This window comes from Pseudomonas azerbaijanoccidentalis (assembly GCF_019145495.1).
Lineage (GTDB): Bacteria > Pseudomonadota > Gammaproteobacteria > Pseudomonadales > Pseudomonadaceae > Aquipseudomonas > Aquipseudomonas azerbaijanoccidentalis.
Genome location: NZ_JAHSTU010000001.1, coordinates 94,409 through 112,544, shown reverse-complemented (window position 1 = coordinate 112,544; position 18,136 = coordinate 94,409). Strand labels below are relative to the sequence as shown.

The following is an 18,136-nucleotide window of genomic DNA, read 5'->3' as shown; positions in this document are numbered from 1 at the left end:
TCAGTGCGTTACAGCCCGCACGTAAGCCTGGCACGCAGCCAACGCGATCAGTCCTCGGTCGCCTTCATCGGTGATGGCGACAATTCGTTGAGCATGCGCTGGGTCAAGTTCGGCACGATCGGCTCCATGAACCACGCCGCCGGCGCCGGTGGCGGCAGGCACTGAACAGCCACCGGCTGAACCCTGGTCGAGGATGACTGACAACCGCAGATCAGAAGTGGCAAGGCGATCGCGCAGGCGAGCCTGGTCTTTTTGGGCATTGGTCAAAGTCTCATGATGGGATTGGTCGCTGGCCGCCAGGCGCTGCTCGAGCGCGAGTCTCTTGTCCTGATCGGCGCGCACCTGGGCGGCGGCTGCGTCACTGATGCTGGTGAGGTCGCCCTGATGCAGGCCGGCTTGCTCGGCGAGCTGCTTGCCGTAGCGCCAGTCCTGCACTTTCCACACACCGACGGCGGTGAGCAGCAGCAATGCCAGCACGCCGACCAGCGCCAGCTTCATAGACGTTGGTGTCATGGCTCGTCCTCCCAAGGCGGAAGGTCAACCGTCTGCCCAGCAAGGGTATGGGTGCAGTCGCCCAGAAACTGGATACGCCCGTCGGTGACGAACGAATGGCACACCCGTTCACCGTCAGACCATGAATAGCGCACCAAAACCGAAGGCGTGAAAGTTGGGCTTTCTAAATTCCCGTTCCAGCCCCAGCGCGGTCCCGGACCAGTGCCGTGCATGATCCGATGCACCATCTCGCAACCCGGGCACTCGAACCACAAGCTTCCCTCTTCAGTCGTGGCCAGCGAACGAGAAAGTCTGCGGAAGGCTGTCATGGCACATCCTTGAAGAAGACGTGCCCGCCGAGCTTGAGGGTCTGCTTTGCATTAGCCGCCCAAGCTGGTGGCTTCTTCATGGACAGAGCGTAGTAGTGCGTCGCCCCGCCGGTGGGATCGGGCACCTTGCCGTCGATCACCTGGTCAGCAGCGATGCGCGCTTGGGCCAGTTCGCGGAATAGGATCTGCTTCACGCCGATCAGGAACTGATAGTTCGGGTCGGTCTTGTTCCAGCAGCTGAACTGGTACGGCTTCTGGCACACACCGGCATACCCCTCTCCCCACCACGACTTGGCTTTGCCGTCGTCCACTCGGTTGCGGATGGTCCAGGCCACGGCGAGCAGGCCAGCCAATGATTCGCCTCGGGCCTCACCCCACAGCGTGCGGGCGAGGATATCGCGGTCTTTTTCAGGAACGGTCATCACTTTTCTCCGGGCAAAAAAATACCCGCTCGATGGCGGGCCTACAGCAGCGGATTGTTTATGCAGGGCGAATCGGGCGATGCGTCAGGTCTGGAAAGAACTGCGCGCCTTCTTTCCAGTTACGAACCTTGGTCCGGTAAGCCCGCCACTCCGCCTCTGTTCCTGGCAGTGCAGCTGGGTCGCCGTCCTCAATGCCGATGAGCTGATCGGCGATAAATGCAGTCTCCTTGAGGCGCCATGCGTCCTCAATTTGAACAGCGGCGGCTCGCTCGGCGGCGGCCACCTCTGCGTCCTTCGCTGCCTTTGTTATTAATTGAGACCAGTCAATATTACCGCTCATTCTGCGCACCCTCTTGTTCCAACTCAGCTTCATGATCAACTGGCAGTGGTAGCGGAAAAGCCACCGGTCCATCTGGAACACTTTCCAATGGCACCGGAAACGCCTGCTCATGGCTATAGTTGTATGGCAGGGGCAGATAAAGAGTGAGCACCAACTCGCCGTTTATTCGGTCGACTTTATCGAAGAACCAGATGGACGAAATGGCAGACGCTGGCAACGTGTCGCCCTCGCCCATCGGAGAAAAGTCGAAGTCTTTGCCGTTGACTGACAGAACGTTGCCAGCCTTGACGACCTCTAATGTGTCGTCCCGACGTTGCGGAGAAAGATTGATAAGCATTAGAACCATCTCCCAATTGCGATGTAACCCGCGTATGAAGTGGCACCGTTTATTACGCCAATTAACCGCATGGTCATCGCTGACGCGCTTGCGCTGCCCTCGATTGCGGCCCATACGACTTGCGGGGTTGTAATAGCTGATGGAACAACCATCGGAACCCCGACGAAGCCGACAGGGAATGGATAACTCAGTGACGCGCTGATGAACTGCGATCCGTAGGGCGTTGAGAGCGCGTACGAGACAGATGTGTAGTACCAGCAAATCATTGTCCCATCTGCGTACTTCACAAAGTTTCCGTTAGTGTTAGAGCCTCGCTCAACGATTGCCCCGGTCGGCAGTCCAGAAGTTTGCGAGACCGTGCCGACGACGCTTGACCGATCAAATGCGAACGCCACAGGCTTACCGTTTGCGCGCTCATAATCTACACACATCCAGTTACCGCCGCCCAAGCTGAGCATGACCGCAACGTCATTCGCTGCCGTGGCGATAGTTGCCTGTCCTGGCAGGATTAGAGAAGTCGCGTTATGGGTCAGCAGTAACGAACCGAGAAATCTAACCGTCCGCCGAGCTCCGGCCTCAATGGTGCCAAACCCTGTAATGGTAGTCGTACCACTGATGGCAACTACATTTGAGGTTGAGGCGCCAATATCGACGGTTGCGGCAGAGGCAATCGTCTGAGCGGGTGCGTCGTTGATTGGCCCTGTCAAGGTGCCGCCAGCCTTGGGCAGCGCAGATGCGACCTGCGCCTGCAGTTTGCCTGCGGCCACAACAATCGAATCGGTCGCAACCACCGGCGAATTGGTTGTAGTGACAAAGCCGGTTAGGGCCGAAGCAATCGCACGGGCGGCGGTGAAATACAGGTTGGTTGTGCCTTCCGATAAACCGTCTGTAGTGGTGAGATTGAGCGCATCTCGTACGCCGGCCAGTGTCGGATCCGTTCCAAGCACCGCAAGCACACCACCGAACTGATTCACCAGCGCACGAAGCGCATCGGCTGAATCCTTCACGTAGCCTTGCATTGGTGCCAGCGCGTACACCCCGCCAGCGTTCGTCACACCTTGGTAATTCGGAGAGATCGACATTGCCGTATCGCTCGCGATATTTGTGATCTCGTACCATCCACCATCGGGACCGCGGAAGGCATCGCCGACACGACCGTTGGCAATAAATGCGGTACCAGTGCCGATCACGGCATTCGAATTCAAGGCGACAGAGACCGTTCCTGATTTGTACCAGGGCATGGACTACTTCCTTTATTGAATTGGTTTAGACGGCGAGCTTTGCGAACACGGCCGGCATGAAAAAGGCAAACGGATTGGAGAACCCATCTGTCACGGCATAGAGCGTCCCAGCGCTGAAGTCCCAGAGGGTTTTAACCATTCGACCGCCAGGGGACCCGGTCAACATATTCATGCCGAATGTGTTGATCAGAAGATATTCGTTCTCTGGGAAGTTGAAGCTAACGGTGTAAAAACTTCGGGTACTTCCCGTAGCTGATGTTTCGGAACGCACATAGGCCCAGTTCTGGAATGCCCTTGTGAATAGGGCATTAGCTGTGCCGGAGTCGAACAATAACTTGCCCGATCCATCCCATAGCCGCATGCCATAAGTCGAGACCGCCTGAGCGCCGAACGTCGCAGCGAAGTAACGGCCATTGGGTTGGTTGGTGTTCACGTCATAAGCTCTGACATAGAACCCCACCCAGTTACCTGCCGAACCAATCACCTGCATGGCCGTAAGCCCACCGATCCCGCCGGTGTCAGGCCGACAGAAAACCAATGGCGGCTCCTGACTGGTGATGACGCGAGGGAAATAGGTTGTCGATCCCAGCCCTGATTCTTGAGTCGGCGCGTAACGTCCACTGCAAATGACATTGAGGCGCGCAAATTCTGAATCGATCACAACCTGGTTACTGTTGTTGATGAAGGTAAGTCCAAAGCTCATCAGGCAAACCTTATGACCATCAGTCGCATGGTCCCGCTGGTGGAAAGACTGGCCTCGAACGTGCGTGTGTGATTGTAAACACGCGCAACCCCCGACAACATTTCAGTTTCGAATTGACGAGCGCTACCTTCATCGTAGGGGCCGACGGGAATCACGATCGCCACCGAATTGGAGGCGTCGCTTCCGGGGACAGAGAAATCCTGATTCGCTTTGTTGTTGTTTGGGAAGGTGACCAGCGTCGACAGAACCACCCGCATGGTGAAAGAGTTCTCGTCGAGCTGAAGCGCGCCGTCGGCGCCCCAGACCCGCATTCCATATGCCATTTATCACCCCAGATAACCAAGACGGACGCGCAGCACACCATTGACGTCGTAGACCGAGACGTTCAGTGAGTTGATAACCAAGCGGCCCTGACCGGGAACGATGCCATTGATTTCGAGCGTTCCGTCCTTGTTGAGAATCCAGCCCTGCGTGCCGGCGATGTAGTTGGTCGAACTGATGTAACTGCCGATCTTGGCGTTGGTGATGGTGCCGTCAGCAATAAAGGCCGAGTTGATGAACACCTGGCCACCCTGTACCGCGAAAGGAACAGCAATGGCACCGCCGGCGATGGTGTTGACGATGGCGAATCGGTCCGCTGCCACCAAAAACTGGCTTTGGAACACCCCGCCCACGTTCTCGATCCCAAGTCCAATGCCTGCCGCGACATACTGCCCATTAGCAGTAACCGACATTTTCACCGACCACATCGTGCTCAGGTTGCCGTCCAGGTCAGCAAAGGCTTCAGAGGTTTCCTGAATGGCTGAAGTGTTTTCGCCCACCGTAGCGGTCAACTGTGTGATCGCCGTAGCGGTGGCTTCCTTGTCCGTGGCCACAACCTGCCGAAGATCGGTGACGCTTGCCTCGTTCTCGCCCACAGCGGCAGTCAGCGTTGTGATCTTCTGTGCGCTGGCGAGGTTTTCCGAAGCCCGTACTTTCTCTTCGTTCGCGATCGCCGCTGTGCTGCTCCAACCCTTCAGTGCATCGGCGAGGTCGCCCTCCCCGTCGTCATCACGAAAGGATGCACGCAACGCCTCAAACGCAGTCGCCTGGGCTGTAACCACGCCGTCGATCTCGGTGATATCCGCCGTGTTGGTCGCCACCTGCTGTGCCAAGCCATTGGCCGTCTCCACCGTCTGGCCAACGTCGAGCCAGTAAGCCGGGTTAGGCGGCGGCGTGTTGAGCGGAACGTCACCGGTTGCTTGATAGATCCGCTTGCCGACGACGACCAGGTCGTACTCTTCGTACGTTGCGTCCGGGTCATACGCCTTGAGGCCGTCCAGCGCATCGATCTGCGCCTGAAGCCCCGGGATTTTGTCAATCTCGTCGAGGATGTCCTGCCCCAGTTCCGTGCGGCCAATCTCGCCGGCGATCATTTCCAGAATCGCCGCAGCGTCTGCACTTGATTGACCCTGGACACCCATCCCAATCGGATACCACGGACCGATGTTGCCGATCCGGTCCACCAGGCGCGCCCAGAAGTAAAAGGTCACGCCAGCCCGCAGGCCAAGCATCGAGAAGTCGCTCTGAGGGTAAGCTAGGTCCGTCAGCTTGCTCGCCGCCTCAAGGTCTGTGGTTGGCCCGTACCAGATCTCAGTGCGCTGGGTGTCCTCGGCGCCAGCCGGGAATCCCCACTTCAGGTAGATACCGAACAGCAGCGGCGTGGCCGTGAGGTATGACACCGCTGGCGGAAGACCCTGCTTGCCGCTGAGATTGGTCAGGATCGAGTTGCGCCAGATCGACGAGATGTCGAAGGCGCTCACCGCCCGGACGCGGGCCACGTAGGCACCGGCGTAAATACCGACCACGTCCACGTTCGTACCGCCGGTGCGTTGGAGCTTGATCCAGTTGCCACTGTCCTTGCGCCATTCCACGTCATAACCGACCGCGCCATTTACGGCGGGCCAGCTGATAGTCATGGTGGCCACGGCCAGCCCCTGCACCACCGAAGAAGTCGACGACAGCGACACGCTCGCCGGCGCCGGAACCACGGTGATCGGAATGACGCTGATCGGGCGCTCTTCCAGGCGTGCGCCAGTGTCGATGAAAGCAAACTTGCTCGGCTCGAACTGCAGCGCGCTGATTTCATAGTCGCCTTCGGTGGTGCGCTTGGTGCGCAGAACCCGGTACAGCGGGATGGCGAGGTCATCCGCATCGAGCGCCCATTGCAACTGCGCTACCGGCGGTTCGCCGTAGGCCACCGTTACGGTGATGGCTCGGCCGCTCACGCTCTGCACGGTCCGACCTTCGGCGCGCCCGCCCGGCAAGTTAATGATCAGGCGATCACCTGCCTTTGCTTGCGTGTCGCGATCGAGCGTAATCACGCGCCCTGCCGCCGCCGAGATCCGGCCGCCCACTTCACGACCAGCCAGCAGCGAATCCGCCACCGGAATGATGTGCCCCGGCAGTGGAATCACGCCTTCCATGCCAGTCTTGAAGGTGACGGTGCGGTCCTGATTGTTGCTGAGGATCGCCCACTTCCCGCGGCGCTGGGCCTCGGACGCTCGCGTACAGCCAATGGCACTGAGCTCGGTCGGGCGGTCACCATAACGGCGCTGCAGATCCAGGTCGGCGAACGGAATGACGTCGGTGTCGTAGTTGTTGGCCGGGTTGTCGTAGCTGACCAGCGCCCGGGTGTAGCGAGTTTTCGCCGAGGCGCTGCCGTAGGAGAATTTGCCGTCGATGACGTTCGACCGGGTAAATACGTAGTCGAAGTCCTGCGCACGCGGCATGTCCGCTTGCATCACCAGCTGGCCCTGCGCCCAATACGTCATGCCCCGGTAAATTGCCGAGATATCGCGCAACAGTGACCAGGCATCAGCCTTGCCCTGCAGGTTCATGTCACACAGAAAGCGCGGTTCAACGCCGCCGAGACCGTTCGGCACCAGCTGGTCGCAGTATTGGGCGATGCGGTACAGCTCCCACTTATCGACCATGAACGACTTGATGCGCTTGCCCAGGCCGAACATATCGTTGGTGCACACGCCGTAGGTGATCCACGCCGGGTTGTTGGTCCACGCCGACTTCATCGAACCGTCCCAAGTACCGGTGTACGTGCGCAGGATCGGGTCATAATTGCTCGGCACCATCCAGCGCCGCGCCTTGCACTTCACGGTGACAGCCGGGATGTTGGTGAACTGCTCGGCATCGAATTCGATGTAGAGCAACGCAGTGTTCGGGTAGCGCAGCTTGGCGTCGATGACTTCTGTATAACCGGCCACCAGCATGGTATCGGCGATCTTATTGGTGTTCTGGTTGGGCGTCAGGCGGCGCACGCGGATCTGCCAGCCGGTAGTGGCGTCAGGCAGATCAATGCGGCGCGAGCGCTCGTAACGCGTCGTGGTCTTGCCGTCGACAGCATCGACCAACACCTGCTGGTAGGCACCGCCATCGGTGGCCACGTCGATGGCGTACTCGATGCGATAACCGCCAACGTTGCCCTCGTCGTCTGACCGTTGTAACGCTGGCCAAGCCAGACGCATGCGTACGGCCGACAACTGGGTATTGGTGATTGAGCGCACCCACGGTGCATCGCTGCGCAACTCGACGTTCAGCGAGGTCTCGTTCTCGACTGCCGGGATGCCTGGGATATAGGTCTGATCAACCGATCCTGGGCGCCAGTCCCACTTCACATTGGGGAAGTTGTAGTTACCGCTGGCATCACGGATCGGCGTGTTGTCCAGGCAGATGTCGTAATCGGTCGGGACGCTGTCGAACTCGCCCTCGCCCACGGCGATCAGGAGCTTTGCCAGGTTGGTCGAGCGCAGGCTGTCGCTGGCTTCGGAAGGCGACTTCGGCTTGCTACTGCCGCCTTTCTCGCCATGGATGTCCATCTGTAGTGCTGCGCCCATGCTTTCCTCCAGGCATTAAAAAACCGCCTCGCGGGCGGTCTGTGCATTGCGCTCTGATTACGCTTTGTCTTCGGCCAGGATCGAAGCCGAGATGATCATTCCACCCCACCGCCGCTCGCCGATGCAGATCGGAACAGGATTGCCGCTGGCCGTGGTGTTCTTGGCGCTACCGAATGCGTAGGACGGGGAGTTTTCGGGGGATGCGCTCTGTTTGAGTCCTGATGCCTGCGGGCTGAGCATTTGGATTACGCCGCCGGCAACGAGCGCAATGCCAACAGGGAGTAGCGCTTGAAAACCAGGTAAAGGGATGAAAGATGCCGCAATCAGCACTGCGCCAATGACCGTTTGGAGAAATCCAGCGCGCTTGCTACCGCCAATCACTGGAACAATACGAATCTCTTGAGTACCGCCTAGAGAAAAATCCTTTTCCGGCGCGTTCTTCCGATTTCGGAAAATCGCAAAGCGCATGCCGCGACGTTCAAGATTTTTTATCGCCGCCTCAAATCCATCGAGCGTGCATTTGAGTGCCTTGAAAGCCTCTCCGACTGATTTGGTGCCAAGCTGTCGATAATGAATTCGCCCAAAAAGCTTGATCAGTGGGCCAGACAGCAAAATGGTGGTCATTGTCTGATCGCTAGCGGATGTCGTAGTCATGTTTTTCTCCAGACGTAAAAAAACCGCCCGAAGGCGGTCTTTGAATTTCCGACTTTAGAGGCAGCTATTAAAAGATTTTTTAAGCTCGGCTCTGCCCAATTGTTGCCAGGCCATGCGCTGATAAAGCTTCACAGCAGACCCACCTTTGATTTTCCTGATATCCAAAACATCATCGGTCTGACCATTCATATCGTTGCCGGCAACGAGCCTGTAGCCTGCTGATGTCTCACTCATAACTGCGCTGGATCTATAGTCTTGCCATGACGGGTAAACACAAAGCGCATAAGTCTTCGGGTCTTTTTTGGTGTTCGCTGACAGCTCGGGCGCCTCTTTCATAAGGTCAGAAGGAGTTGTGCACCCCGCCAACAGCGCTACCGCCAACGCTCCTACGATCAATTTCATGCAGGTCACTCCTGTGGGAAATGGTGCACTGTAGCTTGGCACTGTCCAGGCATCCAGTGTGGATGAAAGGCCAGTGGCGTATTGGGTGCCCGCAAAGGTAGCTTTGTGCCACTCCCCATCAAACAGTAATCGCGCCGAGGCAGACCATGGGTTGGTTTAGTAAGGGTAAGTCGGAAGAAAAGTCGCGAGTTGAAAGCATTGAGCTAGGCACCAGAATCATACATATGCAATTCGAACTTGGCGGTGCACTCAAGGAGTTCTACGCCAGAAGTCACACCTACTATGCGCTTGGCTACTGCTTTGGGGTTTACCAAGCAGCAATAGAGGTAGCAAAAAACGGAAAGGTTTCTGGGGAAGAATACGATGCGCACATTCGCCAGGGTTTCGCTGCAGCATTTCTCAGCGAGCGCATGGGCAATGAAAACTTCAGCATGATTCGAAACCATATTCAGCACGCTGAATGCCTTGCTGGACGGGTCGACGGTGCGCAGGAGTACTTGGATATTTACCAGAAGAAAGAAGAGCGACCATATGCGTTAGCTCAATTTCTTTTGTCTGGTGTTTACCCGGTTCGCTAAAAAACGAATTGAAGGATTCCCAGTCCTTTGCCTGCAAGCCCAAGGACTGGGGTAGCGCCAATTTCGGCGCGTTTATGACCTGGAGGTCAATGTGAGCGAAAACACTGCTGGAATTAGCATGCAAAGTCTTGATGAGCGACTGAAATCAGTCGAAAAGAAGGTAGAGGCGAGCAGCGGCGATCACGTTATCACACCGTTTGAGGCTGGTACTCTCGCTGCGCTGACCGCAATCGGAGTTTCCCTAGCAGCCACCGGATTTGATAAGCGCAATAAAATGATTGAATTGGTTGAAGTGCTGAAGTCCAAACTTCCAGAACAACCAAAATTCAAAGGCGGCGACTCGATTTACCATGCTCCTCTTGAAGCTCTGCTAACAGGTCTTTCCCCAGTTTCGTCTGAGAAATCTGGCGACTGAGCCAATCCAATACCTTCCCTGCGTCACGATTTCCAGGGAAGGGATCTACAAGACCGGCCGTTGCATGGCGAATAATTTGACTCATGACACACTCCAGCGGCCACGCCGCATCATGTAAGTGGTTGCGCATTTATGTGCCTGAGTATCAGGCGCGTACGGTCGAGCCACGGACCGCCGAAGACGATGACCTCTGACGGCCGTCCGTACAGGTGGTGCAGCAGGAACGGGCCTGGGCCAAACGTTGCGGCATCCTCACCCGGTAGTGCCGGATCGTCGCCAAGAAATATCCCGGCATGGTTCGGGTGAACCGTCCGCCCTACTTCCATCACGATCATGTCGCCGCGCTGCGGCTGGTCAACGCGGTAAAAGCCGGCGGCCTCGTGGTTGGCCTCGTACAGACTGGTGTTGTCCTTGCTCTCCCACCAGCCGTCGGCGCGCTTGAAGGCTTCGAACTCCAGCCCCCACTCGCGCTTGTACCAATCGGCGCAGACCTGCCAGCAGTCCCACGCACCATGTACGAACGGACGTTTCAGAAGCGGGACGTCTCCGGTCGGGACAATGGTGCGCAGATCGCCCTCCGGCCAACTCAGGATATGCCACGGGATGGCCGTCGCTTCGCACATAGCCAGGTCGCGCGGTGAAGGTCGGCTGGTTGCATCTGGGTGCGAGTGCACGACGCCGATCACTTCGCCTATATCCTCGGCCGCGGCGTATTCCTCCGGATCGATCCGAAATTCTTCGTTCGGCTCGCTGGAAACGTTGCGGCACGGGAAGTAGTGCTGTTTTCGTCCGACCGACAGCAGCAGCCCGCAGCACTCTTTCGGGTACTCGGCCGCCGCGTGCGCCTGGATGGCGTTCAAGATGTGCTTGCGCATGGTCAACTCCTGGCAATCAGAGAAACAGCCGGGAAGCCACCGAACGGCAGCGGGTTACCCTCGCCGAAGCGCGGGATGCAGCCCTTTCCAAGCGTGGCGTCACATTGGTCCAGTTCAGGGTTGTCGGTGATGACGCCGTCCTTCGTGACGTACGGGCCGGTGTAGCCGCAGTTCGGTCCGCGATATCCGCCGATAAGACACCAATGGCACAGCGTTGTGGCTTGCCGGCCGATTGACTCATTACCGACATCGCCAGGGCTGGCCAACTCCCAACTGACGTTCTCCCCGTCCTCGTTCATTTTCTGGTCGATGTACCAGACCTCGATCGTCTCTTGGGTTGGGTCGGCCGCTGGGTTGCCGGCCGGGAAGTTCGCCGCGTCAAGGTAGGTGCCGAGCGTGTGCCGCATCGTCAGCTTGAATTCGAGCAGATCCTCGAAGGCCAGGCAAAGCGCGGTGATGCGCCCGTTGACGTTGCCCACAGACAGTGTCGGCCGAACCGCGGTGCCGTCGCCGTTCGCCTCGATGCCATCGATCTGCATCGGCCAGGCGCTGTATTCATTGCCCTGCCAGTAGATCGCCTTCGCCGGCAACTGGTCGGCATCAGCGCCAGCAGCGATCAACTCTGCCGCCGAGTGCGGTATTGCATGCCCATGAAAACGCAGAATATCCGCCCCGTAGTCCGTGCCGTCCAATTCAAAGAGCAAGACTTCACTGCCAGGCTCAAGCACCTGGATGTCACTAATCAGCGGCATGGTTGCCCCTTATGGATGGAATGCACGCTCGAACGTGGCGGTGAGTTTGAAAACGCCGCCGCCCACCGGGGTGGGCACGGGATTCTTGCAGCTGAACAAGCCGAGCTGACCCAATGGCGTCGTCCAAAGGAAGGCTTTCGCACCAGCGTGACGGTCAAGGAACTCCATGATCTCCAGTACTTTGGCCTGCGGGCCGCTGTAGGTGACTGGGTAGGAGTCTTCCTTGTTGTTCGGCCCATCACCTACTTCCTGCTTGTAGCCGCCACCGAACTTTGAGGTGCGCACCCGATAGGTAATCTCGGGTGAACTCCCGCGTTCTGTTGGCCAGGTGAATGTCTCGATTGCCATCAGGCCCTCCCATTGACGTTACGGAAGCTGGTACCACCTGGCCGCCATGATTCGGCCACAGCTTTTTCGGCTGCGGCCTTCATCTGCGTTTGAAGGTTTTGTGTCAGCGCCTGCTGATCGAGTTGCATCCCTTCAGAGCTTCGATCTTGGGTAACGACGCTGACCGGCGCGTTGATGCTGATTCCACCTTCTCCGCCACCACCACTCATTGCCGCAATACGTGCGCCGGAAGTGAGCGGAGTGACGCTACCGCCGTTCGCACCGGTCATGAGAAATGATCGGCCGCCCTCGTTGTAGAGCTCCGGACCGAGTTCGTTGACCTCGTACAAGGAGTTGGCTGCGACTGGGCCGCCAGCAGCGCGATAACCAGAGAAATCGACATTGGAGTAGCCACCCTGAGTAGACCCTGCTGACGACGGCGACGAACCACTGCCGGCGAAGTAACCGGTTGCCGCGCCGACCAGGCTGCCCAGCAGCGCAGAACTGGCCTGCCGTGTGGCGATTCGCGCCATGTCTGCGAGGATCGACTTCGTGAAGTCGGCAAACGACAGCTTCCCGGTCATGGCGAAGTTGACGATTGCGTCCTCCATCGAGCTGAAGGCGTTGGTGAACAGGCTCTTCGTTTGCCCCGCAACATCCCGTGCCGACTCCAGGTAGTTCTGCCAAGCCGACGACGCGCCGGCACTCCAGTCGCCTTGGGCATCCGTCATGTCGTCGTAGTTGGCCCGCACCGTGTCATGCAGACCCTGCTGAGTGGCTTTCAGCGCTGCCAGCTTCTGGGTGTACTCGTCGAGGCTCATGCCGCGCGAGCCGTCGCCGTATTGATTGGCCAGTTCCAGGCGCTGCTGATTGAAGCGGTCGTCGATTCCGTTTTGCTGATCCGTCAGCCCGCGTTGCCGGTCTCCCTGGCCGAGGCTCGATGCTGCGCGCAGGCCCTGCTGACGAAGCGTGTCGACCTGCTGCTGCAAAGCGCTGGTGTACGTGTTGACGGCCAGCGTCTGCTTGCGCAATCGCCCCTCTTCGTTCGTTGCAATGACTGCCAGTTCGCTGTCGCTGTCCTGCTGAGCCTTGACCATTGCGGTTCGGGCGTCGGCGATCTTCTGATCAATCTGGATGATCTGGGCACCAGTGGTGCCCTTCTTCGCCTTGGCAGCTTCAAGCGCATCGATCTCCGCCTGGTAGCCCTGGGCGACTTCGTCGGCCTGCTGCTTCAACAGGCTGATCCGCTGCTCGGTGTAACTGGCCTGGCTGATCACGCCGGCGCGCTGGGATGCTTCCAACTCCTTGTCGGCGTTTTTGTAGTAGGCCAGGGTTTCGGCCAGTGCGTTCTTCGCGTTGTTGAAGCCGGTAGTGTCGACACTGCCCGCAGCGACCTTCGGATCCTTGAACTTGTCGTAGATGTTCGCGATGTTCTTGGCAACCGCAGCTGGATCAAGCCGGGAGTCGTTCGGATCGACCTTGCGGATATCGTCCAGGCTTTTCTTGTAATCCTTGATTGCCTCGGCGCGCTTTTGCTCGTTGGTCAGTGAGGACTTAGTGATGGCGTCCACTTTGGACATCGCTACGACTGCGCTTTGCTGCGCCTTCGCCTGTTCGCCTTCCCACTTGGCAATATCAGCAGCCGCGGCCTTCTGATCCTCCAGCATGTTGAGCTGGTCTTGGTAGTACTCCACCATGACCTGTTTGTCCTGGAACAGCCCAACATTTCCTGCTTTCGCGTTATCTAAACTCCGCTGCGCGAAGAAAATATCGAGATCCAGATTAGGCCGACCAATATCTTTCAGCCTGTCCGCTGCGCGGGCTACCAAGTTGTAGCCTTTCTCCCAATAGCTCAGGTTTTCCAGAATTTTGGGGGTTCGATCATTAATCGCGTCGGCGTACTGCTCCGTCGCGAGCTTGACCGCCCCTGCGTGGTCGCCCTGCTCTTCCAGGGCCGCGATCTGCGAGTAAACCGAGGCCGTCAGGTAGTGGTATTGCTCATTCAGCGCAGCAGATGCTTTGACCGGATCATCAGCCAGCTTGGAAAACTCAGCGACCGTTTCGCTGACTGCCTTGCCTGTGGCCTCCTGCATCGACACGACAGCCTGGGTAATTTCGGCGAAGCTCTCGCCGGCGATCTTCCCGTTTCCCGCCAGTAGTGCGAGCACTTCGGCCGCCTGCCCGGTGGTGCCTACCGTGGCGCTCACCTGGCGCGCCATGTCGCCCAACTGCGCAGCGCTCACACCGGCATAGTTGCCGGTGAGGATCAGGGATTTGTTGTAGGCGTCCTGCTCTTTGCTGCCCTTGTAGTAGGCGACAGCCAAGCCACCCACAGCGGCAGTAGCCAGGGCGATAGGTGCAAGGATGGCGAGAAGTCCGGCGGCAGAGGCGCCCGCGCCCGCGCCCAGTTGCGCAACGGCACGAACACCGCTACCCCAATCGCCAGACGACAGCGCGTTGCCGAGCTGAACGACATTTTCCTGCGCCTGGCGGGTCCCGAGGCGCAACTTGTCGAAGCCGGTGGCGGTTTTGTTGAGCTTGTCGTAGTCCTTGTCGATCTTGCTCAGTGCGCTGTTGTACTGGTCCTGACTGATGCGACCAGCATCCAGATGCTTGCCCAGTTGCTCAACCTGACCATCCAGTTTGGCCATAGCTGCCCGGGCCGGGTCAATTGCCCCCAGCAGGCTGTTCAAAGCCTTCTGCTCGTCCATGGTGGACTTGGCCAGGGCGACCTGTTGCTTGTCGAGCTGCGCACTGATTTTGGTGAATTCAGCTTCACCGTATGCGCCGGTTTGAGTGAGTTTCGCCAGGCTCTCGCGCTGCTTGGCCAGCTCCTGCGTGGTGGTCGCGCCCTTCGACAGCGACTTCTCCAGCGCCTCCATCTCTTTCATCAGGCCAACGGCGGACTGTTCAGCGCGATCACCGGCCTTGGTCAACTTGTCGAGATCGTTCGCAGCGTTGGCGGCATCAGCCGAATCGACCTTGATGCCGAGTTCTGCAATGTTCATCGACTCACCTTGAATAAGTGCCCGTTTTTACGGGCTGTTATCGCGTGCCTCAGCCATGACCGCGATGGCTTCCGACTCCATGACGCGGATGTCCTGAAAAACGCGGGGGCGATCCTTCGCCGGAACGCCGACGAGCCGCATCACGTTTGGCAGCACCCCGTAGTCAAGACCTGTTGCGCCGCACGCGCCGGTTCGCCATTGAGTGCCCATGGCATCCATGACGAGGAACGAGAGCCAGCCATCCGGCCAGATCTCGTATTCCACGCCAGGAATATCCGCCTTGGTCAGCCCGAAGGCAGCCAGGGCCGATTCCGATGGCCCGGGCTCATACAGCGCCCGGGCGGCGGCCGTCAGTTTCCCAAGCGGGCATTGCCGAATGCATCGCTGTAAGCCTTCACTACAGCGTCAGAGACACCAATGCAGCTTTTCACCAGGGCAGTGATCGACTCGTCGTTGAATTTGTCGCCAAAGCCCCACGACACGACAAGATCCTTGATCTGGGCCACACCCTGCTCAACCTCGGCCGCCGTGACTTCGGACAGCGTCGGCTCGGTACCCTTGAAGCGCTCACCGATGGCCTCGGCCTTTTCCTTCCAGGCGTCGAACAGTTCGGCCAATTCCGTGCGATCACGGTATTTGAACGTGAACGGGACCATGGCCGGCCTGCCGCCGACCTGGGGGATTGCCACTTCCACGGTAAACGTGGGCTTTGGTGCAATCGAGAATTTAGCCATGGATTACACCGCTGCCGCATAGCGGGTTGGGCGTGCAGCCAGGGACAGGGTGATGGTTCGGGTCATGATGTTGTTGCGGGACAGCGTCGGAGTCGACGTGATCGACACATACGCGTTGTAGTAGATCACGGAGCCATTCGGCAGGGTCAGACGCAGCACACGCGGCGCACGATCGTCGTCGGCTGCTTCCACCACTGCCACATACGGCAGATCAGGATCATCCGCCACGGTGATGGTCATGCTGATCGGCGACTTCGTGGTCGGCAGCTGGCGGTCGTCCGACTCTTCGAGGAAGCCGAAAGTGGTGAACTGCTGGTCGCCACCGGAACTGGTGCTGTCGGTGATCTGGCTGATCTGAGCCCAGCCGCTGGCAGCGCGCACCGATCCTGCGCCAGCACCGGCGGTGTACACAACAGCGTTGGTGGTGTTGATGCCTTCGAGCTCGAAGGTGCCGGTGTCCGACTCAGCCACGCGCGCGACTTTGTCGTTCAGACGGGTCCAGCCGGACGCGACGACGATGACGTCACCGTCAGCCAGGCCGTGAGCCGCAGCCGTGGCGACCGCCGGATTGGCGTTGGTGATTGCGGTGACCGGCTTCGCAGTGCTGAAAGTCCCGGCGATTTCGAGAATGGAGCCGTTGGGGAGAATGGCGCTCATCGGGTGTTTCCTCTGTGCAGAAATGACAAAACCCGCTCAGCGGCGGGTTCTGGGTTTGCCCAACGGGCGGATTAGGGTGTGGTGTCAGCGCGGTACATGAAAGACACCGGCACCGTGTAGGTGGTGTCGTCAGCGATACCAGGGCCAGGGTCCACCGGGCTCATGGTCACCACGGTGAGCGTGCCTTTCGTGATTCGCTCGTACAGAGGGAACAAAGCGGCAATCTGGTCGGCTATCGCGCCTGCCGCGCCACGGAACTTGCCGGACGGTGTCACGATGCTGACCTGAAACACTCCGGTGAACAGCTTGTGATCACCAGCGAGCGTGTTGCTCGCGGTGTCAGCCGGTAGCGTGAATGCCTTCAGGTAAGTGGCGCCGTTCGCGGGCGTGTAGGCCTCGTTCTCGACGACGACCTTTAGCGGTACCGGCAAGGCTTTTGCCCAATTGATCAGCTTGGCCTCATAGATCGAGGCGATGATGTTGTGGCTCATACCTGGTTGTTCCTGATGGCCTCCTGCACGATCTGCTGGAAGCGGGCCACGGTGATACGGACCATGCCGCCGGGGGCCTGGGTCGAATGTCCGAACTCGAGCGGAATCGCGTACGGCAGGTTGTTGATGAGGTACGCGGTCTGCCCGGCAGTGAAGTCGCTCACGGCTGAAACCAACGCGGCAATCGTCTCCTGGCCACCGGGGTCAACCTCGTCAAATGTGACGTTCTCGACGACATCAATCGAAAGGTGCCAGTTGGCCCGGAACCGCCCGCCGACATAGCCTTCTGGCGCGACGATATCCATTCCATCGTTCAGCTTACGGCCAGGCTTGAGTCGGCCTGCCTTAGTCAGGTTGGCGGGATCGCTGCGGAGACTGCTGTTGTGATCGTCGACCGCTTTGTTGTACTGGCGGGCCACGGTGTTCTGCGCCCAGATCTCCGGGTTACCCACCGGCGACATGCGGATGACGCTACTGCCGATCTCGATAATGATTTCGCGCAGGCTCGCGTCGATGGCTTCCGTTGCCTGGGCCGCGAACTCGGCAAGGCTCAGGGCGAAACTTCCGGACTGTCCGGCACCGGCCCGGCTCACGATCTCACCTGCAGTTCATACAGAATCGGCGTGCCAGCGGGGTTGATCTCTTTCAGCGGCGGGACGATTGACCAGGTGTGGCCTTGAACGATGATTTTGTTCAGCAGGTCAGGCGCCCACTCAAGTCCCTGCGCGGCGATCTTCAGCTTCTTATCGCCCTGCTTGATCAGGCTGTTGTTCTGGAATTCTTGACCTGTGAAGTCGAGCAGGATGCCTTGGGCAGTCTGCTCTGTGATCGTGTCGGGCGGTGCGGTACCAGTTTCCGGGTCGTACTCGCCGACAGTAAATGCCCGGATGGTCACGGGCTGGCCGAACTCTGTGATCATCTCCAGAGCCATCACGGCCATTTCGTCGTAGAAGGTGGCCATGGTGGTCTCCAGTTCGGCTATGCGCGCACCGCGAATAGCCCTCGTTTCTGTAGATAGTCGGCAAACTGCGTGGCGCTCGGCCGATCCGGCGCCGCGGGCAACAGTCGGCCGCTGGTGTTCGGGATCGTCGCGTACTCGCGAGTTACCGCGCCCTCGACGCGCTCAAGCGTTACCGCTCCTTTACGCTTCTCAATCGGATCGATGTCGTCCTGATGAATCTCGGCAGCCAGGGCCATCTGGCCGTACTGGATTCGCGCCGGCAGGTAGTTGTCGGGTTTGATCTCCTGATCGAGTTCAACACCGCGGCGCGGCCAGGCCAGGGCTTGTTCGCTGTTGGTCTTGCGCCCCTTCCAGCTTTTGCCATCCATCGCCAAGGCGGCCCGGCGCAGCAGCGCTTCTTGCGCAGGCTCTTCCGCAGGAATGACGACGCCGAACTTCACCGCGTAAAACGTCAGATCCTCGGCGGATGCGTAGCTTTCGGCGTCATGCTTGCCGGTACCGTCCTCAATGATGAGAGTCATGAATCAG

General features: G+C 58.9%; 24 protein-coding genes. 2 read left to right on the top strand and 22 right to left on the bottom strand.

The features are described 5' to 3' along the window. The 11 genes from KVG88_RS00610 to KVG88_RS00560 are packed head-to-tail and all read right to left on the bottom strand — an operon-like array spanning position 1 to position 8,810. Complete coding sequence (locus KVG88_RS00610) at positions 1 to 513, bottom strand: lysis system spanin subunit (protein ID WP_217869966.1); 513 nt, start codon at positions 511 to 513, stop codon at positions 1 to 3. Continuing rightward, positions 510 to 821: a ubiquitination-like system serine protease family protein gene (locus KVG88_RS00605; RefSeq protein ID WP_217869965.1), complete on the bottom strand. Its 312-nt coding sequence runs from the start codon at positions 819 to 821 to the stop codon at positions 510 to 512. Before KVG88_RS00605 ends, KVG88_RS00610 begins: the two co-directional genes overlap by 4 nt. Next, complete coding sequence (locus KVG88_RS00600) at positions 818 to 1,243, bottom strand: cell wall hydrolase (RefSeq protein WP_217869964.1); 426 nt, start codon at positions 1,241 to 1,243, stop codon at positions 818 to 820. Before KVG88_RS00600 ends, KVG88_RS00605 begins: the two co-directional genes overlap by 4 nt. A gap of 58 nt (positions 1,244 to 1,301) precedes the next feature. Continuing rightward, positions 1,302 to 1,583, bottom strand: coding sequence for a hypothetical protein (locus KVG88_RS00595; RefSeq protein ID WP_217869963.1), 282 nt, complete (start codon positions 1,581 to 1,583; stop codon positions 1,302 to 1,304). Further along, entirely contained in the window at positions 1,573 to 1,920 is a 348-nt protein-coding gene (locus KVG88_RS00590) for a hypothetical protein (protein ID WP_217869962.1), read from the bottom strand. The genes KVG88_RS00595 and KVG88_RS00590 overlap by 11 nt, the downstream gene beginning before the upstream one ends. Next, positions 1,920 to 3,161 (bottom strand): phage tail protein, encoded by a 1,242-nt coding sequence (locus KVG88_RS30990; protein ID WP_225933830.1) that lies wholly within the window; start codon positions 3,159 to 3,161, stop codon positions 1,920 to 1,922. Before KVG88_RS30990 ends, KVG88_RS00590 begins: the two co-directional genes overlap by 1 nt. Before the next feature lie 25 nt (positions 3,162 to 3,186). Beyond that, positions 3,187 to 3,864 (bottom strand): hypothetical protein, encoded by a 678-nt coding sequence (locus KVG88_RS00580; RefSeq protein WP_217869961.1) that lies wholly within the window; start codon positions 3,862 to 3,864, stop codon positions 3,187 to 3,189. Next, positions 3,864 to 4,175, bottom strand: a complete 312-nt coding sequence (locus KVG88_RS00575; RefSeq protein WP_217870830.1) for a hypothetical protein — start codon at positions 4,173 to 4,175, stop codon at positions 3,864 to 3,866. The genes KVG88_RS00580 and KVG88_RS00575 overlap by 1 nt, the downstream gene beginning before the upstream one ends. A gap of 15 nt (positions 4,176 to 4,190) precedes the next feature. Then, a complete protein-coding gene (locus KVG88_RS00570) occupies positions 4,191 to 7,754 on the bottom strand; it encodes a TipJ family phage tail tip protein (RefSeq protein WP_217869960.1) in 3,564 nt (1,187 codons plus the stop codon). A 57-nt stretch (positions 7,755 to 7,811) separates the two neighbouring features. Continuing rightward, positions 7,812 to 8,408, bottom strand: coding sequence for a tail assembly protein (locus KVG88_RS00565; protein WP_217869959.1), 597 nt, complete (start codon positions 8,406 to 8,408; stop codon positions 7,812 to 7,814). Between the two features lie 54 nt (positions 8,409 to 8,462). Continuing rightward, the gene (locus KVG88_RS00560; protein WP_217869958.1) at positions 8,463 to 8,810 is read right to left on the bottom strand and encodes a hypothetical protein; all 348 of its coding nucleotides are present in this window, start codon (positions 8,808 to 8,810) and stop codon (positions 8,463 to 8,465) included. Between the two features lie 224 nt (positions 8,811 to 9,034). Between KVG88_RS00560 and KVG88_RS00555 the strand changes: the two genes are divergently transcribed. Together KVG88_RS00555 and KVG88_RS00550 are read left to right on the top strand one after the other, a co-directional pair. Continuing rightward, entirely contained in the window at positions 9,035 to 9,388 is a 354-nt protein-coding gene (locus KVG88_RS00555) for a hypothetical protein (RefSeq protein WP_217869957.1), read from the top strand. 91 nt (positions 9,389 to 9,479) lie between these two features. After that, positions 9,480 to 9,803: a hypothetical protein gene (locus KVG88_RS00550; protein WP_217869956.1), complete on the top strand. Its 324-nt coding sequence runs from the start codon at positions 9,480 to 9,482 to the stop codon at positions 9,801 to 9,803. Positions 9,804 to 9,913: 110 nt separating this feature from the next. On the opposite strand, the gene KVG88_RS00545 is transcribed toward KVG88_RS00550, so the two are convergent. From KVG88_RS00545 to KVG88_RS00495, 11 genes are all read right to left on the bottom strand, one after another. Further along, entirely contained in the window at positions 9,914 to 10,678 is a 765-nt protein-coding gene (locus tag KVG88_RS00545; protein ID WP_217869955.1) for a C40 family peptidase, read from the bottom strand. Positions 10,679 to 10,680: 2 nt separating this feature from the next. After that, on the bottom strand, positions 10,681 to 11,430 hold the full coding sequence (locus KVG88_RS00540; RefSeq protein WP_217869954.1) for a phage minor tail protein L: 750 nt from the start codon (positions 11,428 to 11,430) through the stop codon (positions 10,681 to 10,683). A 9-nt stretch (positions 11,431 to 11,439) separates the two neighbouring features. Continuing rightward, the gene (locus tag KVG88_RS00535) at positions 11,440 to 11,778 is read right to left on the bottom strand and encodes a phage tail protein (RefSeq protein ID WP_217869953.1); all 339 of its coding nucleotides are present in this window, start codon (positions 11,776 to 11,778) and stop codon (positions 11,440 to 11,442) included. After that, on the bottom strand, positions 11,778 to 14,765 hold the full coding sequence (locus tag KVG88_RS00530) for a phage tail tape measure protein (protein WP_217869952.1): 2,988 nt from the start codon (positions 14,763 to 14,765) through the stop codon (positions 11,778 to 11,780). The genes KVG88_RS00535 and KVG88_RS00530 overlap by 1 nt, the downstream gene beginning before the upstream one ends. A gap of 27 nt (positions 14,766 to 14,792) precedes the next feature. After that, a complete protein-coding gene (locus KVG88_RS00525; protein ID WP_225933864.1) occupies positions 14,793 to 15,053 on the bottom strand; it encodes a DUF1799 domain-containing protein in 261 nt (86 codons plus the stop codon). A 62-nt stretch (positions 15,054 to 15,115) separates the two neighbouring features. Beyond that, the gene (locus tag KVG88_RS00520; protein WP_217869951.1) at positions 15,116 to 15,499 is read right to left on the bottom strand and encodes a phage tail assembly chaperone; all 384 of its coding nucleotides are present in this window, start codon (positions 15,497 to 15,499) and stop codon (positions 15,116 to 15,118) included. Positions 15,500 to 15,502: 3 nt separating this feature from the next. Next, the gene (locus KVG88_RS00515) at positions 15,503 to 16,156 is read right to left on the bottom strand and encodes a phage tail protein (protein WP_217869950.1); all 654 of its coding nucleotides are present in this window, start codon (positions 16,154 to 16,156) and stop codon (positions 15,503 to 15,505) included. A 71-nt stretch (positions 16,157 to 16,227) separates the two neighbouring features. Next, complete coding sequence (locus tag KVG88_RS00510) at positions 16,228 to 16,647, bottom strand: phage tail terminator-like protein (RefSeq protein ID WP_217869949.1); 420 nt, start codon at positions 16,645 to 16,647, stop codon at positions 16,228 to 16,230. Continuing rightward, the gene (locus KVG88_RS00505; RefSeq protein WP_217869948.1) at positions 16,644 to 17,240 is read right to left on the bottom strand and encodes a hypothetical protein; all 597 of its coding nucleotides are present in this window, start codon (positions 17,238 to 17,240) and stop codon (positions 16,644 to 16,646) included. Before KVG88_RS00505 ends, KVG88_RS00510 begins: the two co-directional genes overlap by 4 nt. After that, positions 17,237 to 17,608 (bottom strand): hypothetical protein, encoded by a 372-nt coding sequence (locus tag KVG88_RS00500; protein WP_217869947.1) that lies wholly within the window; start codon positions 17,606 to 17,608, stop codon positions 17,237 to 17,239. Before KVG88_RS00500 ends, KVG88_RS00505 begins: the two co-directional genes overlap by 4 nt. A gap of 17 nt (positions 17,609 to 17,625) precedes the next feature. After that, a complete protein-coding gene (locus KVG88_RS00495) occupies positions 17,626 to 18,129 on the bottom strand; it encodes a DnaT-like ssDNA-binding protein (protein ID WP_217869946.1) in 504 nt (167 codons plus the stop codon). Positions 18,130 to 18,136: the final 7 nt, after the last annotated feature.